Genomic DNA, 24,534 nt, shown 5'->3' on the forward strand with positions numbered 1-24,534 from the left:
AACGCCCGCTCCCGGCGCCGGCTCGGTCTCTCCTCGCGTCCGGCCCTGCCCGCGCCGCCAGCCGAGCGGGGCCGGACGGCCACCCGAGGGCGGCCGGGCCGCATACCCTGATGATGTGCCTGCTTACGACTACCGCTGCCGGGTGTGCGACGCCTCCTTCGAGGTCCGTCGAAGCATCACCGAGTCCGCCCCGACCGACGGGGTGACCTGCCCCTCCGGGCACGCCGAGACCTCTCGGGTCTTCTCCGCGGTGGCCGTCAGCCGCGGCGCGGCCGCCCCGGCGATGGCGGCGCCGACGGGCGGCGGCGGAGCGTGCTGCGGCGGCGGTTGCTGCGGCTGACGCTGTTGCTGCGGACCGGGCTGTATCTGCGGCCGGGGCCGGGGCCGCGGCCTCACCGCTGGCGGCTGCCCGCCCCGCGGCTCTTCGCCGGCCCGCGGGCCGCCCGGCTGCGGGGACCGACGTCCACCTGGCGGTCCCGCTGGCCGCCGGATGCCGCCGCCCGGTCCTCGACCAGGCGGCGGTGCAGCAGCCGCAGCGTCTCGTCCCGCTCGGTCTGATCCAGGCCGGAGACGAGGGTCTGCAACAGACCGCCCGATCCGGGTTGTTGGTCACGGTTGCCGAGCCCACGGGTACCCATGAATTCACTCCTACCCACGGGTGAGGTGCGTCACGCGGCGCCGCCGGCCCGGAACCCGTGAGGCGACGGGCCGAGCACGCCGGCCCGGAACCTGGAATTCGCCCGGTCGGGCCCGGTGCCGGCCGGGGCCCGCGCCCGGGGCCGCCGGATCACTCCGCCGCCCCCGGCCGGTCGGCCCGCCCGCCCGAAACAGCGGTCCGCTCCGGACGATCGGCCGTGGTGGGACCGCCCGCTCGAGAGGACGGTCCAGCCGGGCTGATGCCGGCCGCAGGACTGGAACGGCCCGCCGGAGTGGTGCCACGCGCCGGAGTGGTGCCACGCGCCGGAGTGGTGCCACGCGCCGACGTGGTGCCGGCCGCCGACGTGGTGCCGGCGGACGGCCGACGCCGGGTCGCCCGGAACACGCTCGCCGCGCCGAATCCCCAGGGTGTCGCGCCCGGCGTCCACCGCAGCCGCGTGGCCCGCCCCGCCCGTGTCTGCGTGGGCCTGCGGCGCGAGCGGATGGACGAGCCGAGCGAGCGGCGCGACGAGCGCAGGGACGCCAGCGCGGCGGAACCCGCGTCGCCCAGCGAGGCCCGCGCCGCCCGGCCGTAGGTGTGCACGACGCGCCGGTCGAAGGCAGGCGGCCCGAAAATCATGATCCACGCGACCCCGAGCGCCCACAGGCCGGCGAGGGCCCCGAAGGCCAGAGCCCCGAAGGCACCCATGAGTGCGAAAATCACGAGGAACGCGACGCTCGCACCCAGCCCCAAGCTGATCAAGCGGCCCAGGCCGATCGGCTCTGCCGGTCCCCGCCGGGCGGCGGACGGGCGGACCGATGCGGATCCGGCCACCCGGGCCGGCGCCGGGCGAGCCGCCCGGGTCGGGACGGGTCCCACGGCCCGGCCCGAGGCCGGACCGACCGCCCGGGCCGAAGCGGGCCTAGCAGCCCGGGCCGGCGCGGGCGCCCGGGATGCGGAGCCGCGTGTGGTGGCTGTGCGCGGCCGTCGATCCAGCACGGTGCGTCCCATGGCTGCTCTGTGCCCCGGTGGTGCCAGCGTCATGCAATCGTCCTCATGACGACCGCCACATTCCCCTGCCGCCCAGCGGTTTTCCCACCTGACGGCGGTCCGCCGCCGACGACGTCGGATATCGGACAACCGGCGCACGGCGCAGGGTCGGCGACCGCACCGTCGCCCCGTCGACACGGATCGCAGCCGGCGCCGCTCATCGCCCGAAGCCCGGTTTGTGGTCGGCCGCGGTCGGTCAGCGCCGCGGCAACTCGGCGTCGCTCCTGGACCGCAGCATCCGCCACAGCTCGCCGACGGAGGTGAACTGGACGCCGGGCGGCGCCGCGGCCACTGCCTCGACGACCCGGTCCGGAGCGTGCTGATGGCGGAGATGGTCCATGATTTCCTCCCGCTCCGCGGGAAAGACCGCCCGGCCGAGCCAGCGGGCAAGTTCGGAACGCTCCTCGACGTCGGTCGGCGTCATGCCGGCCGACGCCCCGGCCCGGAACTGGGCGGGATCCGGGAACTGCGCGTCACCGGGCAGCTCGTCCGCCGGTTCGACGGAACGCCACTCCTCCGCCCGGGTGTCCCGGCCGCTGCGCACGAACCCGGAGACCTCGTGCGCCATGGCGTCGTCTCGCCACGGGCCGTGCTTGGAGCTTCCCCGATCCACTGCCATGTCTCGTTCCTTCCCTCCGTCGCCGCCCGCGGACGGCGACAGGTGGTCGAGAATCCGACGACCCGCGCGGCGGACGGCGCATGGGGATGTGAGGTCACCCATTCGTCCCGCCGGATCCGTGTCGCGCAGGGGATGTACACCCTGGGACACGAAACAAACCCTCGGCCGGGTGTCGCGGTTCGCCGGCGGGCCCGAGCGGGAACACCCGAAGGCATGAGGCGGACACCGCACGATGTCCTCGTCTGGCCGGCCGAGCGCCTGGAGCGGGCCGAAGCCCTCGATCCGGTGGCCGCGAAGGTCCGCGACCGTGTCCGGCACACCCTGGGCCCCGGGGCGGCACGCGACATCCTCAACGGGGTGCCGCTCGGGCATCCGCTGCACCCCGCGCTGGCCCAGCTCCCGCTGGGCACCTGGTTGTCGGCGGGGATCGTGGATCTGCTTGGCGGGCGCGATGAACGGTCCGAACGGGCGGTGCGGGTGCTGATCGGCACGGGCCTGCTCGCCGCGGGGGCAGCGGCGGCGGCCGGCCTCGCGGACTATTCCGAGCTGCACCAACGCCAACTGCGTGTCGGCGTGGCGCATGCCGGTGCCAACACCCTGGCGGCCGGCTGCTACCTCGCGTCGCTGCTGGCCCGCTGGGGTGGGCGCGACCGGCTGGGCCGCCGGCTGGGCCTGGCCGGGTTCGCCGTGGCCGGGGCGTCGGCCTATCTGGGGGGTCATCTGGCCTACCGGCAGGCGTCGGGGGTCAACCACGCCGAGGAGGTCGCCTATCTGCTGCCGCCCGGCTGGCACCGGGTCGCCCGGCTGGACGAGCTCGCCTCGGGCCGCCCGGAGGTCCGGCTGCTAGGTCAGGTGCCGCTGCTGCTGCTCCGGCAGGGGGATCATGTCGATGTCCTCGCGGACCGGTGCAGCCACCTGGCGGGGCCGTTGCACGAGGGGGAGATCGTGGTGCACGACGGTGCCACCTGCGTGCGCTGTCCATGGCACGGCAGCACGTTCCGGCTGGCCGACGGGGCGGTCGCGCATGGCCCGGCGACCGCCGGGCAGCCCCGGCTGGAGGTGGCGGTCTCCCACGGCGACGTCGAGGTGCGGCTGTCCGATGCCGGAGCCCCATGACGCCCGGCGGGAGCACTGGACGATCCGGACGCGTCGGGCGAACGGACCGCATGCCCCGTATGGATGATCCGGGGGCCACCCCGTGCGGGCCAGCCGTGCGGCCGGGGAATGGTCCGGCCGGATCAGACGCCCGGTGGCCCGCGACGGTGGGCGGCGTCCCCTGCGCAGAGATCGGATGGCCCGGCCGTGCACACCCGGGAAGGGGAAAACACCCCGGATCGGACCTCGGCGGCGCAGGTCGCGCGCCCGGACGGACCACCTCCCCACGGGCGGCCCACGCGGGTGGCGACGGGCCCCTTCGGGCGGGTGCTCCCCGTCTACACCCGCTCAGGCAACCCGGGAGTGCATCCCCCACCTGGGCCATGGGGGCACCCCCCACTCGGACTATTCAGGTCTGCCGGCACACCGATGACCGTTGCAGCGGGCCGGCGGAGCGATGATCGGGCGACGGAGGACCGGCCGCCGCGCGTGGCCTTCGGACGGCCGCCGCGCGCGGCCTTCGGACGGCGGTCACCGCGCCGTCGGGGCCGCGAGATCGACCGCCGGCGCCGGCGATGGCGCCGCCATCCGCGCCCCCTCGACGGCCGCCCCCGCGCCGACGGCATAGAACGCGCAGGGCTTTCCGATCACCGGACGGGCGACATTGCGGACCGGCACTCCGCCCGCCGTCGACCCGCGTTCCGACCCGGCGTGGGCATGCCCGTGCAGGGCAAGGCTGGCGCCGCCGGCATCCATCGCCTCGGCGAGATGGTAGCTGCCGAGAAAGGGATAGATCTCGGCTCGCTCACCGATCAGAGTGTCAGGTATCGGGGCGTAATGGGTCAAAGCGACACGAATATCGCAATCCAGCGCCTCCAGAGCGTGCCGAAGCCGGGCGGCGGTCTCCTTCGTATGCCGGACGAAGGCCTTCATCAGCGGTTCGCCGAAGTCCGTTCCGCTGGCCCCGGCAAAGCCGCCCCCGAATCCCTTGACTCCGGCGACCCCGAGCCGTGCACCGTCGATGTCCAGGACCGTTCCGGTGCCTTCGAGCACCGTCACGCCGGCGTCGGTGAGTATGCCGGCGATCTCGCGCTCGGCATTGCCGTGATAGTCGTGGTTGCCCAGCACGGCGACGACGGGCAGCTGCGCCCCCGCCACCTCCGCCGCGACGACCTCGGCCTCGGCCGGCAGCCCGTGCTGGGTGAGGTCGCCGGCCAGCAGCAGCACGTCCGCGCGCCCGGCCAGACCGCGGATGACCGGCGCGAAGGTCCCGCCGCTGTCCGTTCCCAGATGGATGTCGCCGACGGCGGCGATGCGCATCATGAAATGGTCTCCACGTTCGCGGGTTCGTCGGCCGCTGTGGCGTGGCCGGTGATGGTGACCTCGTTGCGGACCGGCCGGCCGGGGGCGGCCTCGGCCAGCACGTCCGCGACCGCCCTGCGGCGGGCGTCGGTGGCGACCTCGCCCTCGACGAGGATGCGCCCGTCGGCGACCACCACCTCGAGCCCGAGCTCCGCGACCCGTGGGTCCTCGGCGAGCCGTTCGTGGAGCTCCCCCGCCAGGTACTCGTCGGCCTCGGCCAGGTCCAGCTCGCCCTGGGCGCCAGGCGGCGGCGCCACCGCGGTGGCGGCGTCGGGCCACCCGGGGCGGGCGCCCGGCGCGGCCGAATTCCGCCCGTCCTGCGCACCACGGCGTTGCGCCGCCGCGGTTCCCCTGTCCTGCGCACCCCTGTCCTGCGCGCCCCAGCCCGGCGCCTCACTGCCCTGCGCGCCCCAGCCCGGCGCCTCACTGCCCTGCGCGCCCCAGCCCGGCGCCTCACTGCCCTGCGGGCCCGTGCCTTCCCCGCGGCTACCTTCTGCCCTGCTGCCTGTCGGACCATTGCGTTCCGGCACGCGGACTTCGGGCGCACTACCTTCTATCTTGCTGCCTTTCGCCGCGTCGCCTTCCGCCGCGTCGCCGAGTTCCGCCCCGGCAAGCGCAATCCCGCCGGGTCGCGCGGCGGCCGGGGCGGGGTCTGCCGGCGGAATGAGATTGAGCCGGGTCGCGACCAGCAACGCGGCCTCGGCGAAGGGCGAGGCGGCGGTGGATCGGCGAACCTGGTCCCAGTCGACCTGCTCACGCATCGCCCGGATCATCGGCAGGACCCGGGCCAGATCGCAGTAGCGCTCCTCCAGGGCCAGCAGGGTCATCTCAAACCAGTCCGTGGCATCCAGGACGGGCATCCGAACCGAGTCCACCGACATCTCGCTGGACCGTTCCAGCGTCTGCTGGGTGACCGCGCGACCGACCGGATGGTGGATGAGATCGACGAGTACCTCGCCGTCGAACACCTTGGTGAGCCAGTCCTCCGGCGGATCCACGGGACGCAGCCCGGCCGCGGCCAGCACCTCGACCGCCCGCGGCACATCCTCTTCCCGCAGCATGAAATCAACGTCGTGTACGGGTTCGGGGCCGCCACGAGCCCAGCACGCGTAGCTACCCCCGAGGGCGAACGGGATGTCCGCCTCCTTCAGGGTCACGGCAACCCGTTTCAGACTCTCCCGCAGACCTCTGGGCGCATCCTCCATACCGCAGCCCGTACCCGCCTGTGCCCTGTGATGCACCTCGCGCGCGGCGCCGAGTAGTCGCAGGTACCGCTGTCACGATCGCGACATCCCCGAATGGCTACCCCAAAGCGGTGACAAGAGTACTACGCAAGTGCCGGGATGTCCGGCTATCCGTAGTTATAATTTCACTACATGCCACAGGAGTTACGGCTTCGACGTCGGAGCGCCACCCGATTCTCACACCCTGGCGACAACGAGCGTCGGCATGAGCGATGATGACCTTTGCGGCGAACTCGTCGGCCGCCCACTTCGACACCGGATTGGAAGCGAACCCTGAACGCGCGCACACGATCCGACCAGTTGCCCAGGGGTGTCAGTGAAGACACCGGCGTGCTGGAACATTCCGGCGAGCGCCTACCCGGGCAACGCGCCAACGGGCCGGCCACCCTGTCCCCGCAACCGGCCGACCTGCCCAGCACCAGCGGTGTGGTGGACATGTCCAGCCACCCAGGCCAGCTGGCCCGCCGGCTGCAGCAGGTGACCTACCAGCTATGGACCACGACCGTCTCCACCGAGACCACTCCACCGCAGTTCGTGGTCCTCAACAGCCTCCTCGCCGATCCCGACATCGATCAGCGCACGCTCGGCGAACGGGCGTCGCTCGATCGGTCCACGGTCGCCGATGTGGTGGCGAGGCTCGTCCAGCGAGGACTCATCCGCCGGGTCCGCGACCCGCGCGACGGCCGCCGCAACGTGCTACGGCTGACCAAGCGAGGCGAGTCGACCCACGGCCAGGTGGCGGACCGCATCGAACAGATGAACGACAAGCTATTGGCTCCCCTGTCGAGGGAGGAACAGGGCACACTGCTCTCCATGCTGACGCGGATCGTCGACCAGGGCGGCCCGCGCTAGCACGAGCGCTACCCATCGTTTACATTCGGTAACGCTAGGACGTCGATTCGATCCGACCGGCACCGAGGACGATGCAGCGACTCCGTCGGCCCGACGCGCGGCGTCGCCCCCGAACCTCTGGCGCCCCGCTCCTGGGCCTGTCCGCACTTCGGCGACTCGCTGTCGTCGGGCTCGCCGGTCTCGCGGTCGGCACCGTCGGCATCACCGCCTCGTCCCCGCTCCACGGGCGCGAGGCCGCCCGGCCCGCCAGTTCCTTCCCGGCGGGCCGTCCCGACCGCGGTGAGCCCGACGGCGGTGCGCGCTCTGGCGATCGCGACCTGCACGGCGATCGCGACCTGCACGGCGGGGTCCAGCCGCACGGCCTTCGGCCGGGCCAGACCCGGCCGAATGGTGCCAGCGCCTCGTTCGGTCCCGAGGCCACGTCCATCACCCTCGTCGCGGGGGGCGAGATCGATCTGTCCCGGGCCGTCGACCCGCGGGCGGCCCTGGTGGCCCTGCGCGGCTACGGCACCGCGGCCGATCTCGCCCTCTGCCGGCTGGCGGCGTCCCTGCCCGCATCCCCCCACGCCGCGAACGCCACCGACGCGTCGAATGCCCCGAACGCCCCGGGCGGCGGGCCCGACGGCGAAGATACCGCCGCCGCCGCGCTTGCAGGCGCCGGTTTCGACCGGTGCGACACCGCCGACGGCGATCCGCCGGGCAGCGCGGCTGCACGGCGCACCCGCACGGCCCTCGACCGCGCCGGCATCGCGGCGTCCGTCCCGGCGGACGGAGGCGGCCGGGCACCGATCGGCACCGAGACGGTCCGGGGAGTGCGGATCGCCCTGCTGACCTACCTCGGCTCCGCCACCATGACTGCCGAGGCCACCCTCACCGCCGAGCGGATCGGCCAGGACGCCGCCCGTGCCCGCGCCGACGGCGCCGATCTCGTCGTCGCACAGCCCGCCTGGGGTCGGCCCGGCCAGGCGGCCGTGACGTCGCGCCAGCGCGACCTGGCCCACGCGCTGCTCACCTCGTCCGACGTGGACCTGATCCTCGGCACCGGCGGCGGGAGCCCGCTGCCGATCGAGCGTGTCGCCGGGCGCTACGTCGCCTACGACCTGGGCACCCTGATCGGCGCTCAGGCCTCCGGCGACCGCGCGGGCGGCACCGCGGACAGGTCGACGGGCGGCGGGGAGTCCCCGGCGCCGGGCCGCGACGGCGTGCTGCTGTCCATCCAGGTCCGGCGCACGGCCCTGGGCTGGACGGTGGCCGGACTCACGTACGCGCCGACCTGGGCGGATCCTTCCGGTGCCGCCGGCTGGCCGATCGCCGACAGGCTGGACGACCGCGGCGCGCCCGCGCCGGGGCGGGCGCTGTTGAACGCCTCCTGGCAGCGCACCGTCGCGGCTGTCGGGGCGCTCGGCTCGACCGACGGGGTCCGGGTCGACCGGGTTCCCCGCGATCCGCCCCCGGACCGCCCTGGCGGGCCTGCCCGGCCGGCCAAGCCCAGCCAGGCGGACGGCGCGGATCCGGCCGGATGAGCCACCGGCGGCCACGGACCCCCAAAGATCGCGTCGGCCGTCGGCCCGGCCGCCCACGAAACCTCTGCCCACCCGTGGATTACCGCGCGTCCCCTCCGCCTGAGCGAACGGCCGAAAATAGATCAAACTTAGTGCAATTAGCGTGTCCTCCCCGTCAACCCGATACTGTCGGCGCTGCGGCAGCGGCGTGACGCCACGCCGTACACCCGGGTAGCCGTTCCGAGGAGGAGACACGTGACATCGCCTGACACCGCGGCCCTGGTGCTCCGGGTCATCGTGGGTCTCACTCTGGTCGCCCACGGCTACAACCACGTCTGGGGGCCGGGCGGGATCAAGGGGACGGCCGGCTGGTTCCAGAGCATGGGCCTGCGCCCGGGCATCGTGCACGCCTGGGCCTCCGGTCTCGTCGAGCTCGCCGCGGGATTCGGGCTGGTCTTCGGCTTCCTCACCCCGTTCAGCGCCGGTGGCATCATCGGCACGATGGTCGTCGCGGGCATCACGGCACACCGCAACAACGGCTTCTTCATCTTCAAGCCGGGGCAGGGTTACGAGTACGTCCTGATGATCGCGGTCGTCTGCGCGGCGATCGGCATCCTCGGCCCCGGCAAGGCGTCGCTGGACCACGCGATCGGCATCGAGCTCGACGGCTGGGCCGGCGGCCTGATCGCGATCCTGCTCGGCGTCGGCGGGGCCGCGCTGCTGCTGGTGACCGCCTGGCGACCGGAGCGCAAGCCGGCCGCGTCGGCCAAGGCCTGAGCGAGCCGGCCAAGGCCTGAGCGAGCCGCCCGGTCCCCGCCGCCGAGCACGGCACGGCGGCGGGGCGCCCGGACGAAGAGTGTGCTCATACTGACCTACGTGCCTACGAACTCCGACAGCGAACAGCTGGCTTCGACGACTTCCGGCCCGTCCCTGCGCATCCCGAACGGCGGGCTGACCCTCGCCGCGGACGCCTACGGCGACGACACCGATCCTGCGGTGGTGTTACTCCACGGCGGTGGCCAGACCCGTCACTCCTGGCGGCGCACCGCCCGCCGGCTCGGTACGGACGGCTGGTACACCCTCACGGTCGACCTGCGCGGCCACGGCGACTCCGGCTGGTCCCCCGACGGTGACTACGCCCTCGACGCCTTCGCCGACGACGTGCTCGCCCTGTGCCGCGCCCTCGGCCGGCCGCCGGTGCTCATCGGCGCGTCGCTCGGCGGGATCGCCTCGCTCGCCGCCGTCGGCCGCGACCCCGACGTCGCACGTGGCCTGGTCCTCGTCGACGTGTCGCCGTTCCTGCAGCCCCGGGGCACCGGAAGGATCATGGAATTCATGCGGGCGGCGCCGGACGGCTTCGCCTCCGTGCAGGACGCCGCCGACGCGGTGGCCGCCTACCTGCCGCACCGGGAGCGCCCACGCGACCCGGACGGGCTGCGCAAGAACCTCCGCTTCACCGACGGACGCTGGTACTGGCACTGGGATCCGGCCTTCGTCTTCCCGCCGGAGGGCCACGACCCGCGGCTGCGGCTACGCACGCCGCTGGAGGAGCTGTCCACCATAGTGACGAGGCTGCGGATCCCGACCATGCTCGTGCGGGGCGGCCAGTCGGACGTGCTCAGCGAGGACGACGCCCGCCAGTTCCTCGACCTCGCCCCGCACGCGGAGTACTGCGACGTCGCCGGGGCGCACCACATGGTGGCCGGCGATGACAACGCCGTCTTCGACGTGCGGATCCTCGACTTCCTCGAACGCCGGATCCGGCCTCGCCTCGTCCTGGGCCCCGCCGGCTGACCCCGCCGCCCCGCCCGGTGGGGTATGCCTGAGTGCGATGGACGCCGAGCTGGACGCCGCCCCACCCGCGGACGCCGCCCCACCCGCGGACTTCGCTCCACCCGCGGACTCCGCCCCACCCGCGGTCGCCGGTCTACTGCTCGCGGCCGGGGCGGGGCGGCGGATGGGGCGCGCCAAGGCGCTGGTGGAGCTCGGCGGTGAGACCCTCGCCGCGCGAGGGGTCCGCATGCTCGTCGCCAGTGGGTGCGCGCCGGTCGTCGTCGTCGTCGGCGCCGCCGCGGACGAGGTCGGCGCGGCCCTGGCCGCCCTCGCCTCCGAGGACCGCAAGTCGGACACTCTTCCCGCCCCAGCACGTCTTCCTCCCGGCAGGGCGGACCGTCCCGTGCGGGTGGATGTGCGCCTGGTGCGGGCGGCTGGATGGGCCGAGGGGATCGGTGCCTCCCTGCGGACCGGGCTCGAAGCCCTCGCCGGCACCGGCGCGGACGCGGCGGTCGTCACGCTGGTGGACCAGCCCGGCCTGACCGCGGCCGCGGTCCGCCGCCTGGTCGACGCCGCCGCGCCGGCCGGCGCGTACCAGCGGTATCCGGCGCTGACCGCCACCTACCACGGGCGGCCGGGCCATCCCGTTCTGCTGCGCCGGGCAGTCTGGGCCGACGTCACCGGCCTCGCCCGCGGGGAGGTCGGCGCGCGGGCCTGGCTGCGCGCCCATCCCGGCTCGGTCGGCCGGGTCGCCTGCGACGGCCTCGGCACCCCCGCGGACGTCGACACCCCTGCCGACCTCGCCGGCATCGAGGAAGATGCCCCCATGGACCTGTCTGTCACCGACAATCCCGAACGCATCCGCTACGAGGCGCTCACGCCGACCGGCGAGGTCGCCGGTTTCGTGCAGTACCAGAAGCGGGCAGATCGGATCATCTTCATCCACACCGAGGTGAGTCCGGAGTTCTCCGGTCAGGGAGTGGGCTCCGCTCTCGCCGCCGGGGCGTTGGACGATGCGCGCGCGCAGGGCCTCGCCGTGGTCCCGCAGTGCCCCTACATCCGCGCGTTCATCGAACGCCATCCGGCCTACTCCGATCTCGTCGCCGCCGACGCGTGAGCCCCGGTCCCACTGACGCCGAGCGAACGTCTGGCCTGGTAGGCCACCATGTCGACGACGCAGGAAACGGAAGAACAACGCCGAGCCCCGGCATTCCAAGATGAGCTGACGACCGGCCCGCGGCTGGGCAGTATCGGCGGCACGAAAACCGATGCGAGGCACAACGCTCCCGATTCCCGGATCGGCGGGGGACGGCGAGGAGTGCGGTCGACCGTTGCGCGGTGGGCTCGGCGGGAGAAGTAGTCACATCATCGTGGTGGCGACGGGTCCGGAACAGGCGCGGCGCCTCCCGTGAAAGGACGTCTGTGTGTCCGGCGCCCGTCATCGGTCCCCAGGTGGAGGCTCTCGCGGCGCCGGGCCGCGCGGGCCTGGCCGCCGTGTCGGCAGGTCGCCGCGCGGGCGGCTCGCGCGGCCCGGACGGTTCGCGCGGCCCGGACGGTTCGCGCGGCCCGGACGGTTCGCGCGGCCCGGACGGTTCGGCTCGGACGGCCGGCGCCGGGGCTGGCGGGCCCGCGGGATCGGTCTCGGCGCGGTCAGCAGTGCCGCCCTACTCGTCCTCGGCGGTCTCACGATCACCGGCCTCGGGTTCGCGGCGGCGTCCGTCTGGCACGGCGGTTCGCCCGACGAGTGCGCGGACGGCACCACCCGGACCACGCTGACCATCACCACCGCGCCGACCCTCAACGCGCCGATCAGCCGGCTGGCAGCAGAGTTCAGCCGGACGCACTCCGACCGGGACGGACCCTGCGTGACCTTCGAGGTGTCCGCCTCGCCGTCCGACCGGGCGCTCGACACGCTGTCGCGGGCGAACGCGCCCGGTTCGGCCGTTCCCGACGTGTGGATCCCCGAGTCGGCGGACTGGCTGGAGCTTGGGCAGGAGTCGAACACCGCGGCGCAGCAGCTACCGGCGCGGGCGACGACGATCGCCGGCTCCCCCGTCGTCATCGCGATGCCCCGGCTGATGGCGCAGCGGCTCGGCTGGCCCGAACATCACCTGACCTGGGCCGATCTCGCGGCCAACGCGGACGAGGCCGCATTCTGGCCGAACCGCGGGGAGCCCCGCTGGGGCGAGTTCCGGCTCGCCATGGCCAACCCCGAGACCTCGGCGGCGGCGCTGCGCACGGTCATCGGCACGGTCGGCGCGGTGCGCGGGCTGGCTCCCGCGGACATGACACCGGGTACCTTCGACCAGGATCGGGCGGCCCAGGCCACGGTGCTGCACCTGGAACGCTCGATCGACTGGCTGCCGCAGTACGACCACCAGCTGTTCGACTCGGTCCGCAACAGCGGGACGGAGAACGGCGCCGCCGGCAGCGCGCCGTCCGCGTTCCCCGCCCTGGAGTCCGACGTCATCGCCTACAACCGGGCGCTGGCGGCCCGGACGGGACCGCTGCCGGCGACGACCCTGGTCGCCTCCTATCCCGCCGACGGCGTGTTCACGGCAACGGTGCCCTACATCGTCCTGAAGCGGACGTCGGGCTCGGCGCCCAAGCGCGCCGCGGCGGACGCCTTCGCCGCCTACCTGCACGGCGACGCCGGGCGGCGGGCACTGACCGCGGCCGGCTTCCGCACCCCGGCGGAACTGCAGGGCCGCGACGACCCGGGCGGGCTGTCGGCAAGTCTCAACGCCACCGACGGCGTGCGCTCCACCCCGCCGAAACTCGCCAGCACGGACGCCTCGGACAGCGTGCTCGGGACCGCGCGCCGGTTCTTCCGGCACAGCCGTGAGCGCGGAACCACCCTCGCCGTGCTCGACACCTCCGGTTCGATGGCGCTGCCGTTGACGGGCGACGCCGGTCGCACACGCCTCCAGGCGGCCACGGCCGCGGCGCTGGCCGGCCTGCGGCTGTTCGCGCCGGACAGCGAGGTCGGGCTCTGGCAGTCCTCCGCCGAGCTGCCCGGGGGCCACCGGGAGCTCGCCCCACTGGCCCGGCTGGACGCGCCGGGCCGCACCGGCACCCAGCTCAACGACCTGACCGCGGCGCAGGCGGACCTGAAACCCGCCGGCAGCACCGACCTGTACTCGACCGCGGTCGCGGCCGTGCGCGAGCTGACCGGCAGATTCACCCCCGACCGGCTCAACCGGGTCGTTCTGTTCACCGACGGCGACGACGACGCGGGCGGCGACGACCATGCCGGCGGCGAGCAGCCGGGGCGGCAGGCGGCGGCGAGCCGCGAACCGGCGCTCGACCAGGCGGTCTCCGCGCTGCGGGCCGCCGCCGATCCGCGCCGGCCCGTCCAGCTCATCGTCATCGCCTGCGATCCCGGCGCGGATCTCGCCGCGCTACAACGCCTGGCCGGCGCCACCGGCGGCCACGCCTACCTCACCCCCGACTCGGACGGCCTGTTCGACATCTACGTCGACACGCTGACCGGCGCCGGCGGCTGACCCGAGCCGGCCCGCGACGCCTTACCACTGACCACGCCGGGCAGGCCGGCAGCCTTCCCGCCGACCACGCGGGCCGGGCGGGCCGGGCCGGGCGGGCCGACAGCTCGTCCGGGGCCGTCCTCATGCCGCCACTCTCCCCGCCCGGCACCGCCAACCAGCCGCCCTTCGTCATTCCGGCCAGATCGCGGCCACATCGTGCCGAGGCCTAATCACGGTTCTGAGCCGAAAAACCGTGCCCAGACCTCGGCACGACTACGCACACCACCGGTAACGGAAGGAAACCGCAGCCAGCTACTCAGCCCGGCCCGCTGGCCGGTCAGCCCGCGACACCGACGGCTCAGCCCGCGACGCCAGCGGCGCGGCGTCGGCCGGCCCGGGTGCGGCGCGGATCGGGGCTGGCGGCGTCCGGGAAGCGGCGCAGGTACTCGCGTTCGAGCTCCATCATGCGCGCGGTGTGGGTCTCGAACGCGTCCTCGCTGCCTGCGATGAACGCGTCGTGCCGGGTGCGGTGCAGGTGCCGCAGCTCTCGGACGAGGTCGTCGTCGGTCAGGTTGGGGGCGGGGATGCCCGCGGGTCGGTGCGTCATGACCTGGGTCTACCCGCTCCGCCGGCAGATTTCGCGCCGATCCCGGCCCTGGTCGCAGCCGGCGATCGGCCCCACCAGCGCGGCCTCCCAGCCCAGCCCGGAGTCACTCCCGGCCCGCAGGCACAGCCGACCCATGGTCACAGCCCACCCATGGCGACAGCCGGCCCATGGTCACAGCGGGGGCGGGACCGGCAGGGGGCCGGGCTGCGGGATGGGGTCCGGGCCGGGGCCGGGCGGCACGGGATCGGGCCCCGGGCCGGGCGGGACGGGGTCCGGGCCGGGGCCGGGCGGCACGGGATCGGGCCCCGGGCCCGGCGGCACCGGATCGGGGACGGGCGTCGGCGGGACGGGGTCCGGAGGCGTCGGAAGCGGGCCCGGGCCGGGCGGCGGCAGGACCGCCACGGCCCCGAATCCCGCGTACTTGCGCGGCGCCGGAACAGGGGTGAGGCAGATGCTGTCCATCTTGTGGCGGTGCCCACGCGACGCCCGGCGCACACCGCAACGACCGGATCGGACGCGAGGGGTGGTCGTGCCACCGCTCGATCATTACCGTTGTGACCTATGACCGGGTTGGGCGGATCCGCGGGTCCTACCTGGGCCGTCGTCCACCGCACCGAGCAGCGCATGTCCCGGATGGTCGGGTACGCGCGGGCCGCCTGCGCGACGTTCGTGGTCATCCCGCTGTTCGGGTGGGACCGGCTGCGCCATCCCTGGCTCGCCGTGCTGATCGTGGTCGCCGCCGCCGCCGAGGCGAGCTGGTTCGCCTGGCGGGCCTGGCACGGGCCGGACCGGCTGTCCCGGCGGCTGGTGTTGACCGACGTCTCGTTCTGCGTGCTGCTGATGCTGGTCGGCTCCCGCGCGGCCCAGCCGCACGACCGCAACAAGCTGATGACCGAGCTGGTGCCGTTCAGCCTAGTGGCCTCGGCCGGCGTCGGGTTCGGCCTGGGGCTCGGGCTGCTGGCCATCGCCGCGGTGACGATCCTGATGACGGCGTGGAGCCTGGCCGTCCTGCCGGACGTCTCCCTCAAGCTCGGCTCGGACCTGCTGGGCTTCGCTCTGTGGTACGTCGTCGCGATGCTCATCGCCCGGGAGCTGCGGACGCTGTCCGCGGCGACCGCGGCCGCCCAGGACGCGGCCAGGGTCGCCGGGCGGCTCGCCGTGGAGCAGGAACGGGAGGCCGAGAGCCTGCGCCAGCGCGAGATCACCCACCGGGAGATCCACGACTACCTGCTGCCCATCGTCGATCACGTCGCGGCCGGCGGCATGCCGTCGGCCGCGCTGGTCCGGGAGGCCCGGCGCGGGGCGCAACGGGCCCGGCGGATCATCATGGACCCGCGCGGGCTGGACCCGCGGGTCCTCGACGGCGACGGCGGCGGGACGCCCGAGCCGGGCGAGACGGGGTTCGAGGCGATGATGTCGGCGGTCGTCGACGCGTTCGCCGACGAGGGCCTCGCGCTCGTCCCCTTCGTGGCGATCCAGGGCGAGCCGCCCGCGCCGGTGCGCGAGGCGCTGGTCGCCGCGACCCGGGAGGCGCTGCGCAACGTCGTGCGGCACGCCGGCGGGGTCGACGAGGTCAGCCTGTTCGTCGAGGGTGACGCGAGCGGGATGCTCGTGGTCGTCCGCGACCGGGGCGTCGGGTTCGACCCGGCGACGGTCCGCCCGGGCGGCGGGATGAGCGGCAGCTACCAGGCCCTGCGCCGGCACGGCGGGCAGGCGCTCGTCACCGGCCGGCCCGGCGGCGGGGTCAAGGTGACGCTGCGCTGGCCGGCGCCGCCCACCCCGCCCGATGGCGGGGCACCGTCCCCCCTGCCCGAGCAGGAAGGCCCGTGGTGAGCACCGAGCGTCGGCCGGTCTCGGTGGCGATCATCGACGACCATCCGATCGCCACCGAGTCGCTGGCCGCCCGCTTCGCCGGCGCCGGGTTCTCGGTCCTCGCGCCGGCCCCGAGCCTGGAGGCGTTCGACCGCAGCGCCACGCCCGGCGTCGTCGTCTGCGACCTGCACCTGCCCGGGATCTCCGGCGCCGCGGCCGTGGCCGACCTGCACGCCCGCGGCCTGCCGGTCCTGACGACGTCCGGGGTGGCGACCCCCGACGAGGTGCTCGACGCGATCGCCGCGCAGGCCCGCGGGTTCGTCGAGAAGACGGCGCCGGCGCAGCAGTTCGTGGCCGCGGTGACCGCCGTGGCCGCCGGCAGCTACCACGTCTCCGCCCGCCTCGCCGGATTCCTGCTGGAGGACGCACAGCGGCGGCCGCTGTCCCGCGGCGAGATCGACGCCGACGAACGCAACCTGCTGCGCGGCCTCGCCCAAGGGGATCATCTCGACGAGCTGTGCGCCGAGTGGGGGCTCGCGCCGCCCGACGCGCACGGCTTCCTCGCCCGGATCTTCGACGCCGCCCGCCGCCGGCGCCGGCTGCACCGACCCTCGCCGCGGGAGGCCGAGGTGATGGTCCTCGTCGGCTGCCAGGGGCTGTCCCACAAGGAGGCGGCCCGGGCGATGAACGTCAAGGCCAGCGTCGTCGCCGACTACCTGCGCACGGTGCGGGCCAAGTACATCGCGAGCCATCCCGACGCCCCGCCGACGATCCCGCCGAGCACCGCCGCCGCGATCTGGGCCCGTGAGCTCGGCTTCGGCTGAGCCCCGCACCCGGCCCCGCGGCTTGGCGCTCCCCGGGGCACCCCCGTGTTTTCGTGGGATTGCCGGGCGTCCCCTGCGCCCACACCCTCGTCAGGATGGGGGGCGTCGGCGGGGAGGGAGATCCGACGCGGGCGGACCGACTGCGCGCGGCCTTCCTCGGCTCCTTTCTCACCGTGGCGGAGCTGCCCCCCGGCATGTGCCGCATCAGGCCGCCCGGCATCACCGCCCCCGACCCGCCAGCCCCACAGCCCGGCAGGGGGCCCGCCGGCCACGCGGTGCACCAGGACCATGCCGTCTGGCTGGGCTCGCCCGACGCGGAGCTGTACCGGCTGGACGACGCGCGCTGGCTGCTGCCCAGCCCACGCCGGGCCGCCGGGCTCGCCCGCGAGCTGCTGGGGCCACAGGCCATCCCGCCGAGTGCCGGTGGGGCAGCCCCCGGTCCGGCCCGGCTGCAGGTCGTCCGCGGCACCCCGACCGCCGGCTACCTGCAGGTCATCCAGCTCGGTCCGGTGGTAGCGCGGCTGCAGGCCGTTCCCGGCGAGGATTCGGCGCTGCCCGACGGCCTCGACGCGAACCTCGGCCGGCTCGTCGCGCAGCGGATCGCGGAGCTGGCCGGCGCGGCCGCCGGGCTGCGCCGGCCCGGTTGGCATCCCGCCCGCTGGATCCGCCGGCCAGGCGGGTGAGGAGCGGGTGAGGGACCGCGGGAAACCATCCTCCGACGGCCTGTGCCGACTGTTTTCCCCCGATGAATCGGGGATGGTCTGCGCCACCGGAATCCCACAGGATGAGTCCAGGGACCACGCCGGTGCGACGGGTCAGGCCAGTTCGCCGGGGGACGAGACGGCCAGGTGCCGAATCGGGGGCGCACCGGCGTGGTTCCGCGGACTGCCGGTCTTTCGGGGGAGACCGGCAGTCCGACGCACCTTCCGGGCACCGCCCCGCCGCTCTACTGCTCCGCCGCCACGCCGCCACGCCGCCGCGCCGCCGCGCCGCCACGGGCACCCTGCCACCGCAGGCACCCCACCGCCACGGCCGAGGCACCGTGCGCACGACGGCCCACCGCGGAGCGCAACCACGGGCGGCTACCAGATACGGACGTTCGGTCCCGTTATCCTGCCGTTTGGCGAGGGTGTCGACGCCTACCCCGGTCGGCGCCGCTACGATCTGCCCACCGGAATCGTGGACAGGGGGTGCCGTGGGCGAGCCGATCCTCGCGATCGACTACGGTACCTGCAGTGCCCGGGCGGCTTTGGCCGTCGAAGGCCGCATCGAACCGGTTCGGGAACCCGCCAGCGGCTCGGTGAGCTGGCCGGCGTCGGTGTTCGCCGACGGGGGCAACCTGATCGTCGGCACCCTCGCCGAACGCCGCAAGCGGATCTGGCCCGCCGCCTACCGCGGCGAGATCAAACGGGACCTGGCCCGCGAGGGCGCCGTGTCGCTCGATGGCCGCGGCTACCCGGCGCACGCGCTGGTCACCGCTGTGCTGGGCGCCCTGAAGGCGGAGGCGGAGCAGCAGCTCGGCGAGCAGTCGCTGTCACGGGCCGTCGTCACCGTGCCGGCGAGCTACGACCCGGCCGGCCCGCTGCGCCGGATCATGATCTCGGCGGCGGAGGCCGCCGGCTTCGTCGACGTGGACCTGCTCGCCGAGCCGGTCGCCGCGGCCTGGTCGCCGCTCGTCGGCGCCGAGCCCGAGCCCGGGTCGCTGATGCTCGTCTATGACCTCGGGGGCGGGACGTTCGAGGGGGCGCTGGTCTCGGTCGGCGACAACGGCCGGCACGAGATGATCGCGCACGCGGCGCTGCACGACTGCGGCGGGCGCGACCTCGACCAGATTCTGTTCGACGAGATCCTGGGCCTCTACGGTCCGGGGCTGGAGCCGCTGCTCAACCCGCCGGGGATCGGCGACATCTACCAGACGACGGCCAGCCGCACCCGCCACGAGCTGCTCGACTTCGCCCGCGCGGTCAAGCACCAGCTGACCGACATCGCCGTCGTCGAGGACGTGTTCAGCCCGGCCGGCCTGCTGGTCAGCATGCAGCGCGACCGGCTCACCCAGCTCGCCTCGCCGACCCTGGCCCGCACGATGGCCTGCTGCCAGCATCTACTGGAGACCGCCGGGTACGGGCCGGAGAAGCTCGGCGGGGTGCTCCTCGTCGGCGGCAGCTCGCGCATCCCGGTGGTCACCGACGTCCTGGAAGGGCGGCTCGGGGTCGGCACCGACTGGCCCGGGCAGCAGCTGTTCACCCCGGTCGACCCGGAGCTCGCCGTGGTGCTCGGCGCGGCGGCCTGGGCGTCGTCGGTGTCGACCCGGCGGACCACCGCCGCGCGGCCGAACCCCGTGCTGCAGCCGGCTCGCTGGGACATTCCCGGCGGGCGGGCGACGATGGTCCGCTGGCTGGTCGAACCGGGCGGACGCTTCGACGCGGGCGCCGTGCTGGCCCGCGTCCGGCTCACCGACGGTTCCCTGTTCGACCTGGCCGTCGAGGCGCCGGGCAGCCTCATCCACACCCACGCCGAGCCGGGCACGCCGGTCCGCGACGCCGACTGGCTCGCGACCACCCTGCCCTCGGGACCGGCGCCGCTGGGGTCGGCGGGCGCCGCGGACCTGCGCGGCTTCGAGCGCAGCAGCCGCCCGTCGCTGCGCGTGGAGGTCACCGCGCGGGCCACGCTCAAGGGCCACGAACGCGACGTCACCTCCGCCGCCTTCTCCCCCGACGGCGCGCTGCTCGCCACCACCAGCAAGGACGGCACCCGGCTGTGGGACGTGGCGACCGGCCGCACGTCGCTGACGCTGAGCGGGCGCAAGAGCCTGGTCGTGCACGGCTGCGCGTTCTCCCCCGACGGCAAGCTGCTGGCCACCACCGGCAGCGACAAGACCGCCCGGATCTGGGACGTGGCCACCGGCCGGCAGACGGTGACGCTGAGCGGGCACCGCGGACCCGTCTACGGCTGCGCGTTCTCCCCCGACGGCAGCCTGCTGGCGACCACCGGCACCGACCGCACCGTGCGGCTGTGGGGCTCGTCGACCGGCAAGAACATCGCCACCCTCAACGGGCACCGCGGCACGGTCTACGGCTGTGCCTTCTCCCCGGACGGCCGGCTACTGGTCTCCGCGGGCGCCGAGTCCACGCTGCTGTGGGACGTCTCCGTCGGGGAGGCCATCATGAGCCTGCCGGGGCACACGAACTTCGCCGGCGGCTGCGCGTTCTCCCCCGACGGCAGCCTGTTGGCGACCGCCGGCAACGAGGGCACCCGGCTGACCGACGCGGGCAGCGGCAGCACCGTCGCGACCCTGCCCGGCTCGGCCCAGAGCTGCGCGTTCTCCCCCGACGGCCGGCTGCTGGCGACGGCGAGCACCGACGACACGGCCCTGCTGTGGGACGTCTCGACCGGGGCGGCGATCGCCACCCTCACCGGCCACAGCAGCACCGTGATGAGCTGCGCCTTCGCGCCGTTCGGCCTGCTGCTCGCCACGACGAGCACGGACCTGACCGCCCGCCTCTGGGAGATCATCTACACGCCCTGACCGGTGCTCCTCCCCGGCCCGGCCCGCGCGATCGGGTGGCGGCGTGGGCCGGGCCGGGACGGTGGGCGTCCGGCGTCAGTCGGTGGGCAGTTCCCGGGCGAACAGCGCCGTGACCTTCTCCCAGTGCCGCTGCTCGGCGGCGGCGTCGTGGCTGGGGTTGTCGGCGACGGCGAAGCCGTGGGCGGCGGTGTAGTGCTCCAGCTCGTAGCGGGTGCCGGCCTTGTCCAGCGCCGTGGTGAGCAGCTCCTGCTGCTCCGGCGTGCAGGACTGGTCGTTCGCCGCGACGCCGAAGTAGAGCGCCGCGCTGATGTCGTCCGCCCGCAGGTGCGGGCTGGTCGGCTCCTCCGTGGCGATGCCGCCGCCGTGGATGGATGCGGCGGCCGCGACCCGGTCCGGGATCGCGCCGGCCACGGTGAAGGACAGCAGCCCGCCCCGGCAGTAGCCGACGGTGGCGACCTTGTCGGCCCGCACGTCGGACCGCGCGGCCAGGACGTCGAGCAGCGCCGCGGTGTCCTGCACGACCAGCGCCGGGGCCGCCTTGCCCATCACGGCCATCAGCTCGGCGCGGAGATCGGGATCGGACCACACCTTGCCGACGTCGAACGAGATCTTGCCGGAGCGGTAGAAGTAGTTCACCACCGCCACCGCGTAGCCGCGCGTGGTGAGCTGGGCGGCCATGTCGTGCATGACCGGGCGGACGCCACCGGCGTCCGGGTAGAAGATCACGACCGGCGGCGTCGTGCCGCCGCCGTCGTCGGGGGTGTGCAGGTACACGTCCATCACACCGTCGGCCGTGCGTACATCTATTTCGGTGACGGGCACTCGGTTCGCCTCCCGCTGGTACCGTCCCGGCCCCGTGCCGGGCGCAGCCATGCGGCAAGCAGCATCCTCCATGTCGCGCCCGCGGCGGTACAGACCGCCTCCGCGGCTGCGGTGGGCGCCCGTAGCGCCACGCCAGGCGACCGATTCGGCGCCGTCCGGAAGGCTCAGGCGGGACGCGCGGCGTCCGCGCCGGCAGGGTCGGCGGCGGCGGGATCCGTTTCGGCGCCGTCCGGAAGGCTCAGGCGGGACGCGCAGCGTCCGCGGCGGCAGGGTCGGCGGCGGCGGGATCCGTCGCGTCCGCGGGCGGGCACTCCAGCCCGAAGTCGTCGAGCACGGCCGTCGGCGCGACGCCGCAGCCCACCTCGTAGGTGCCGAGCTGGACGAGCTTCCAGCCGCCGTCGGTACGGTGCAGCACGCCCTCCGCCCGGTCGAGGTCCGCAACCGTCGGGTGCAGCTCGGTGTATGCCCAGCTCGGGTCGCTGCTCGCGAGACGGGTGCCGGCGAGCTCGTAGTCCTTCGCCGGGACCTGCGCCGTGTACGGGCTGGTGCGCACCGCCTTGTCGATGGCGTCGGCATCGCGCGCGGAGGGGACGACGGTTTCGGCGGCGGCGTCGCGGACGGGCGCCACGACCACGCCGGTGCTCGCGGTGGCGGCCGTGGACCCGGTACAGGCGAAGGCAGTTCCCACCGTGACGACTCCCGCGGTGACCAGAGTGGCTGTGGGCAGTACCACCCGACGCGCCACGCGAGGGCGCACGCCGTGGCGGGCGGACTGAGGACGACGGTGTCGAGCCATGCGGAGCACGTACCCAGTTTGCGCGGGTGAACCCCCCCTTGGGGTGCAGTTCCCTGGTCGTCCTCGCGACAGATCACAGCGTGCTCCCCAGGGGTACCCGCTGTCACCTGGGTGACAGCCGTGTGACGTCGGCATCGTCACCGTGGGACGCCGCCGACGCCGTCGGTGACCACGCCGAAAGGGGTAGGGCGGCCGGGCTCCGCGGCCTGGCCCCGCCGCCACCGTCAGGCCCGCCACCGCCCGGACCCGCCGCCGCCGAGCCCGTCAGCGCCAGGCCTGTCGACATCGGTCGGAGCAGCGCTGTCGATACCGGTCAGGGCAACGCCGTCGATCCCCGGCCGGCGTCCACGCCGATGCCGCTGTCGTCCCGAGCCGACGCGGCCCCCGCCAGCGATCGGGGCGCGCCGACGCTCCAGGGCAGCCGCGACCGTCCGGCGGCGTCGCCGCTCAGGTCCGCTTGGCCTAGGACGATCGGGGGATACGCGCGTACCTTGCGCACAGCCTCGGAGGGTTACTGACTGTCCCTGGCACGGAGGACCGCAACGCTGGCGGCCAGCAGCCAGACGGGGGCCAGCAGCCCGGCCGAGTACGGCAGGCCGACGCCGAGCGTCGCGCCGATCGATACCGTGGCGAGCACCACGCTCACAACGCCGAACCAGGTCGGCAGAACCCGGTGCGCGAAAACCAGCACGGCCGCGCAGGCGGCCGCGGCGATCACCCCCCACCAGGCCGCGTACTGCATCTGGCTGACGATCAGGCCCAGGACCTCGACGTCGGTGTTCGTGTAGAAACCGGCGTCGATGCCGCCCGGAGCACCGCCGGCGAGGGCATGCTTGAGCCCGAAGCCGAACAGCAGGCAGCCGACCGCCCCCGCGAACGACAGCCGCATCGCCGGCACAGCGAGGCTGTCCGGGGCCCGCCGGGCGGCCAGCCGGGTGAACCCGGCCGCGAAGACGAGCAGGGCCAGCACACTGACGAAGCCGACGGAGGCGCCGATCATGATGGTCCGACGGTGCTCGCCGGCCTCAGCGACCAGGACAGCGCTGCCCGCCCGGGTCGCCTCCTCGCTCGGGTCCCAGCCCAGGACCACTGAGCCGAGCGCGCCGAGGACCGCCGCCGCCACCCCCGCCAGCGGCCAGCGGGCGCGGTGGCTGCCGTGGGCCCGCCGGCCACGCCTGTCCCGCCCATCAGGCCCGTCCCACCCGTCCCGACCATCCCACCCGTCAGGCCTGTCCCACCCGTCCCGACCGTCAGGCCCGTCCCGACCGTCAGGCCGGTCACGCTGCGGGCCGGCCGCGTCGAGATCGCCACGGACCGCGAGCCTCTCGCCGACCGGGTCTCCACCCCCGTTCGCGAACCGCTCGCGTCCCGCGAACCGTGCACCGCTCGCGACCGGACTCGACTGGGTCTCCCGGCGCGCGGGATCCCCGGCACCGCCCCGCAGGCCGGAGCCGCCGGCATACCAGGCACCGGCGGCCGGCCCCTCGCCGAACCGGCCGGACGTGGTGAGCTCTTCCATGGTGATGTCCTCATTCGTCGCGCTGATGGCCCCCGACTGGCGGCATCGGTAACGATGCGGCCCGAGACGTCCGATCGGCGACGGTGGCAACCTGCGCCTCCGAGGGGAGGCCACCACCACGACCGGACGCCTGGTAGCCGGGTGGGCGGGACCAGAGGATCGGAATGGAATCGCGACTATGACGGACGCCGACCTGCCGGCGGCCACGGATCAGCAGGACGTGGTGATCCGCCTCGTTGCCGGGCACCGCGTCTTCGACGCCGAGCGAGCCGCCGTGCACGCGCTGCGCGGGGCGAGCCTCGCGGTGCGCCGCGGGGAGTTCGTCGCCGTGATGGGCCCGTCCGGAAGCGGCAAGTCCACCCTGCTCAACGTCATCGCCGGACTGGAACGGCTCGACGACGGCGCGGTGACGCTGGCCGGCGCGTCGCTGTCCGAGCTGTCGGAAGCGGCGCTCGCCCGCCTGCGCCGCCGGCACGTCGGCATGGTCTTCCAGTTCTTCCACCTGCTCGACGCCATGACCGTGACCGAGAACGTGCTGCTGGCGGCCCGGCTGTCGGGACTGCCGCGGCGGGCGGCGACCCGGCGGGCCCACGACCTGCTCGACGTGCTGGGGCTGCTGGAACGGGCCGAGGCGATGCCCGCCATGCTCTCCGGCGGCGAACGCCAACGCCTCGCGATCGCCCGCGCCCTCGCGAACGAGCCGACGGTGCTGCTCGCCGACGAGCCGACGGGCGCGCTGGACTCGGCCGGAGCCGCGGAGATCCTCGAGCTGTTCCGCCGGTTGCATGCCCGTGGCCAGACGATCCTGCTGGTCACCCACGATCGGCAGGTCGCCGCCGGCGCGCAGCGGATCGTCCTGCTCCGCGACGGCCAGCTCGACGGGCAGGCCCCCGGCTCGCCGTCTGGCTCAGCACTGCATGCCGGCCTCGGCGACGGCCGGCTCGACAGGCTCGCATCCCCCGGCACCGGCACCGCGGCGGCCCGTCCGGCCCGGCCCGCGTGAGCGGCC

General features: G+C 74.5%; 22 protein-coding genes. 14 read left to right on the plus strand and 8 right to left on the minus strand.

The window, feature by feature from the left end:
• Positions 1–115: 115 nt before the first annotated feature.
• Entirely contained in the window at positions 116–340 is a 225-nt protein-coding gene (locus FRAQA3DRAFT_RS19860) for a zinc ribbon domain-containing protein (protein ID WP_009740843.1), read from the plus strand.
• 52 nt (positions 341–392) lie between these two features.
• Here FRAQA3DRAFT_RS19860 and FRAQA3DRAFT_RS19865 read toward each other — a convergent pair whose 3' ends face one another.
• A complete protein-coding gene (locus tag FRAQA3DRAFT_RS19865) occupies positions 393–638 on the minus strand; it encodes a hypothetical protein (RefSeq protein ID WP_009740844.1) in 246 nt (81 codons plus the stop codon).
• A 258-nt stretch (positions 639–896) separates the two neighbouring features.
• Between FRAQA3DRAFT_RS19865 and FRAQA3DRAFT_RS35250 the strand changes: the two genes are divergently transcribed.
• Positions 897–1,232: a hypothetical protein gene (locus FRAQA3DRAFT_RS35250; RefSeq protein WP_157467509.1), complete on the plus strand. Its 336-nt coding sequence runs from the start codon at positions 897–899 to the stop codon at positions 1,230–1,232.
• A gap of 651 nt (positions 1,233–1,883) precedes the next feature.
• Here the strand turns inward: FRAQA3DRAFT_RS35250 and FRAQA3DRAFT_RS19875 are convergent.
• A complete protein-coding gene (locus FRAQA3DRAFT_RS19875) occupies positions 1,884–2,306 on the minus strand; it encodes a DUF2795 domain-containing protein (RefSeq protein WP_009740845.1) in 423 nt (140 codons plus the stop codon).
• A 213-nt stretch (positions 2,307–2,519) separates the two neighbouring features.
• Here FRAQA3DRAFT_RS19875 and FRAQA3DRAFT_RS19880 point away from each other — a divergent pair, with 213 nt between their 5' ends.
• A complete protein-coding gene (locus FRAQA3DRAFT_RS19880; RefSeq protein WP_009740846.1) occupies positions 2,520–3,422 on the plus strand; it encodes a Rieske (2Fe-2S) protein in 903 nt (300 codons plus the stop codon).
• A 510-nt stretch (positions 3,423–3,932) separates the two neighbouring features.
• Here the strand turns inward: FRAQA3DRAFT_RS19880 and FRAQA3DRAFT_RS19885 are convergent.
• Together FRAQA3DRAFT_RS19885 and FRAQA3DRAFT_RS19890 are read right to left on the minus strand one after the other, a co-directional pair.
• Complete coding sequence (locus tag FRAQA3DRAFT_RS19885; RefSeq protein ID WP_009740847.1) at positions 3,933–4,724, minus strand: metallophosphoesterase; 792 nt, start codon at positions 4,722–4,724, stop codon at positions 3,933–3,935.
• On the minus strand, positions 4,721–5,920 hold the full coding sequence (locus FRAQA3DRAFT_RS19890; RefSeq protein ID WP_232291672.1) for a BON domain-containing protein: 1,200 nt from the start codon (positions 5,918–5,920) through the stop codon (positions 4,721–4,723). The genes FRAQA3DRAFT_RS19885 and FRAQA3DRAFT_RS19890 overlap by 4 nt, the downstream gene beginning before the upstream one ends.
• A gap of 417 nt (positions 5,921–6,337) precedes the next feature.
• Here FRAQA3DRAFT_RS19890 and FRAQA3DRAFT_RS19895 point away from each other — a divergent pair, with 417 nt between their 5' ends.
• The 6 genes from FRAQA3DRAFT_RS19895 to FRAQA3DRAFT_RS19920 all read left to right on the plus strand — a co-directional run bounded on the left by FRAQA3DRAFT_RS19895 (position 6,338) and on the right by FRAQA3DRAFT_RS19920 (position 13,640).
• Entirely contained in the window at positions 6,338–6,859 is a 522-nt protein-coding gene (locus FRAQA3DRAFT_RS19895; RefSeq protein WP_009740849.1) for a MarR family winged helix-turn-helix transcriptional regulator, read from the plus strand.
• A 71-nt stretch (positions 6,860–6,930) separates the two neighbouring features.
• Positions 6,931–8,382, plus strand: coding sequence for a CapA family protein (locus tag FRAQA3DRAFT_RS19900; protein ID WP_009740850.1), 1,452 nt, complete (start codon positions 6,931–6,933; stop codon positions 8,380–8,382).
• A 234-nt stretch (positions 8,383–8,616) separates the two neighbouring features.
• Complete coding sequence (locus FRAQA3DRAFT_RS19905) at positions 8,617–9,138, plus strand: DoxX family protein (protein WP_009740851.1); 522 nt, start codon at positions 8,617–8,619, stop codon at positions 9,136–9,138.
• 81 nt (positions 9,139–9,219) lie between these two features.
• A complete protein-coding gene (locus FRAQA3DRAFT_RS19910) occupies positions 9,220–10,155 on the plus strand; it encodes an alpha/beta fold hydrolase (protein WP_009740852.1) in 936 nt (311 codons plus the stop codon).
• 37 nt (positions 10,156–10,192) lie between these two features.
• Positions 10,193–11,251, plus strand: a complete 1,059-nt coding sequence (locus FRAQA3DRAFT_RS19915; protein ID WP_009740853.1) for a GNAT family N-acetyltransferase — start codon at positions 10,193–10,195, stop codon at positions 11,249–11,251.
• A 307-nt stretch (positions 11,252–11,558) separates the two neighbouring features.
• The gene (locus FRAQA3DRAFT_RS19920; RefSeq protein WP_009740854.1) at positions 11,559–13,640 is read left to right on the plus strand and encodes a substrate-binding and VWA domain-containing protein; all 2,082 of its coding nucleotides are present in this window, start codon (positions 11,559–11,561) and stop codon (positions 13,638–13,640) included.
• A 337-nt stretch (positions 13,641–13,977) separates the two neighbouring features.
• Here the strand turns inward: FRAQA3DRAFT_RS19920 and FRAQA3DRAFT_RS19925 are convergent, their stop codons facing one another.
• Positions 13,978–14,226, minus strand: a complete 249-nt coding sequence (locus FRAQA3DRAFT_RS19925) for a DUF6158 family protein (RefSeq protein WP_009740855.1) — start codon at positions 14,224–14,226, stop codon at positions 13,978–13,980.
• A 561-nt stretch (positions 14,227–14,787) separates the two neighbouring features.
• Between FRAQA3DRAFT_RS19925 and FRAQA3DRAFT_RS19935 the strand changes: the two genes are divergently transcribed.
• From FRAQA3DRAFT_RS19935 to FRAQA3DRAFT_RS19950, 4 genes are all read left to right on the plus strand, one after another.
• The gene (locus FRAQA3DRAFT_RS19935; protein WP_232291673.1) at positions 14,788–16,059 is read left to right on the plus strand and encodes a sensor histidine kinase; all 1,272 of its coding nucleotides are present in this window, start codon (positions 14,788–14,790) and stop codon (positions 16,057–16,059) included.
• The gene (locus tag FRAQA3DRAFT_RS19940) at positions 16,056–16,862 is read left to right on the plus strand and encodes a response regulator (protein WP_035923142.1); all 807 of its coding nucleotides are present in this window, start codon (positions 16,056–16,058) and stop codon (positions 16,860–16,862) included. The genes FRAQA3DRAFT_RS19935 and FRAQA3DRAFT_RS19940 overlap by 4 nt, the downstream gene beginning before the upstream one ends.
• A gap of 53 nt (positions 16,863–16,915) precedes the next feature.
• Positions 16,916–17,545, plus strand: coding sequence for a hypothetical protein (locus FRAQA3DRAFT_RS19945; RefSeq protein ID WP_035921226.1), 630 nt, complete (start codon positions 16,916–16,918; stop codon positions 17,543–17,545).
• Between the two features lie 512 nt (positions 17,546–18,057).
• Positions 18,058–20,388: an Hsp70 family protein gene (locus tag FRAQA3DRAFT_RS19950; RefSeq protein WP_009740861.1), complete on the plus strand. Its 2,331-nt coding sequence runs from the start codon at positions 18,058–18,060 to the stop codon at positions 20,386–20,388.
• A gap of 75 nt (positions 20,389–20,463) precedes the next feature.
• On the opposite strand, the gene FRAQA3DRAFT_RS19955 is transcribed toward FRAQA3DRAFT_RS19950, so the two are convergent.
• The 3 genes from FRAQA3DRAFT_RS19955 to FRAQA3DRAFT_RS19970 all read right to left on the minus strand — a co-directional run bounded on the left by FRAQA3DRAFT_RS19955 (position 20,464) and on the right by FRAQA3DRAFT_RS19970 (position 23,525).
• Complete coding sequence (locus FRAQA3DRAFT_RS19955) at positions 20,464–21,261, minus strand: dienelactone hydrolase family protein (protein WP_232291674.1); 798 nt, start codon at positions 21,259–21,261, stop codon at positions 20,464–20,466.
• 187 nt (positions 21,262–21,448) lie between these two features.
• Positions 21,449–21,898, minus strand: a complete 450-nt coding sequence (locus tag FRAQA3DRAFT_RS19960; protein ID WP_009740863.1) for a hypothetical protein — start codon at positions 21,896–21,898, stop codon at positions 21,449–21,451.
• 619 nt (positions 21,899–22,517) lie between these two features.
• The gene (locus FRAQA3DRAFT_RS19970) at positions 22,518–23,525 is read right to left on the minus strand and encodes a hypothetical protein (RefSeq protein WP_009740864.1); all 1,008 of its coding nucleotides are present in this window, start codon (positions 23,523–23,525) and stop codon (positions 22,518–22,520) included.
• 178 nt (positions 23,526–23,703) lie between these two features.
• Here FRAQA3DRAFT_RS19970 and FRAQA3DRAFT_RS19975 point away from each other — a divergent pair, with 178 nt between their 5' ends.
• Positions 23,704–24,528 (plus strand): ABC transporter ATP-binding protein, encoded by an 825-nt coding sequence (locus FRAQA3DRAFT_RS19975; protein ID WP_009740865.1) that lies wholly within the window; start codon positions 23,704–23,706, stop codon positions 24,526–24,528.
• Positions 24,529–24,534 lie beyond the last annotated feature (6 nt).

The organism is Frankia sp. QA3 (assembly GCF_000262465.1).
Classification (GTDB): Bacteria; Actinomycetota; Actinomycetes; order Frankiales; family Frankiaceae; genus Frankia.

Coding starts and splice junctions, on each gene's coding strand:
- FRAQA3DRAFT_RS19955 (WP_232291674.1), bottom strand. CDS start 21,261: ATGGCTGCGCCCGGCACGGGGCCGGGACGGTACCAGCGGGAGGCGAAC.
- FRAQA3DRAFT_RS19865 (WP_009740844.1), bottom strand. CDS start 638: ATGGGTACCCGTGGGCTCGGCAACCGTGACCAACAACCCGGATCGGGC.
- FRAQA3DRAFT_RS19900 (WP_009740850.1), top strand. CDS start 6,931: ATGCAGCGACTCCGTCGGCCCGACGCGCGGCGTCGCCCCCGAACCTCT.
- FRAQA3DRAFT_RS19915 (WP_009740853.1), top strand. CDS start 10,193: ATGGACGCCGAGCTGGACGCCGCCCCACCCGCGGACGCCGCCCCACCC.
- FRAQA3DRAFT_RS19975 (WP_009740865.1), top strand. CDS start 23,704: ATGACGGACGCCGACCTGCCGGCGGCCACGGATCAGCAGGACGTGGTG.
- FRAQA3DRAFT_RS19925 (WP_009740855.1), bottom strand. CDS start 14,226: ATGACGCACCGACCCGCGGGCATCCCCGCCCCCAACCTGACCGACGAC.
- FRAQA3DRAFT_RS19880 (WP_009740846.1), top strand. CDS start 2,520: ATGAGGCGGACACCGCACGATGTCCTCGTCTGGCCGGCCGAGCGCCTG.
- FRAQA3DRAFT_RS35250 (WP_157467509.1), top strand. CDS start 897: ATGCCGGCCGCAGGACTGGAACGGCCCGCCGGAGTGGTGCCACGCGCC.
- FRAQA3DRAFT_RS19885 (WP_009740847.1), bottom strand. CDS start 4,724: ATGATGCGCATCGCCGCCGTCGGCGACATCCATCTGGGAACGGACAGC.
- FRAQA3DRAFT_RS19970 (WP_009740864.1), bottom strand. CDS start 23,525: ATGGAAGAGCTCACCACGTCCGGCCGGTTCGGCGAGGGGCCGGCCGCC.
- FRAQA3DRAFT_RS19875 (WP_009740845.1), bottom strand. CDS start 2,306: ATGGCAGTGGATCGGGGAAGCTCCAAGCACGGCCCGTGGCGAGACGAC.
- FRAQA3DRAFT_RS19935 (WP_232291673.1), top strand. CDS start 14,788: ATGACCGGGTTGGGCGGATCCGCGGGTCCTACCTGGGCCGTCGTCCAC.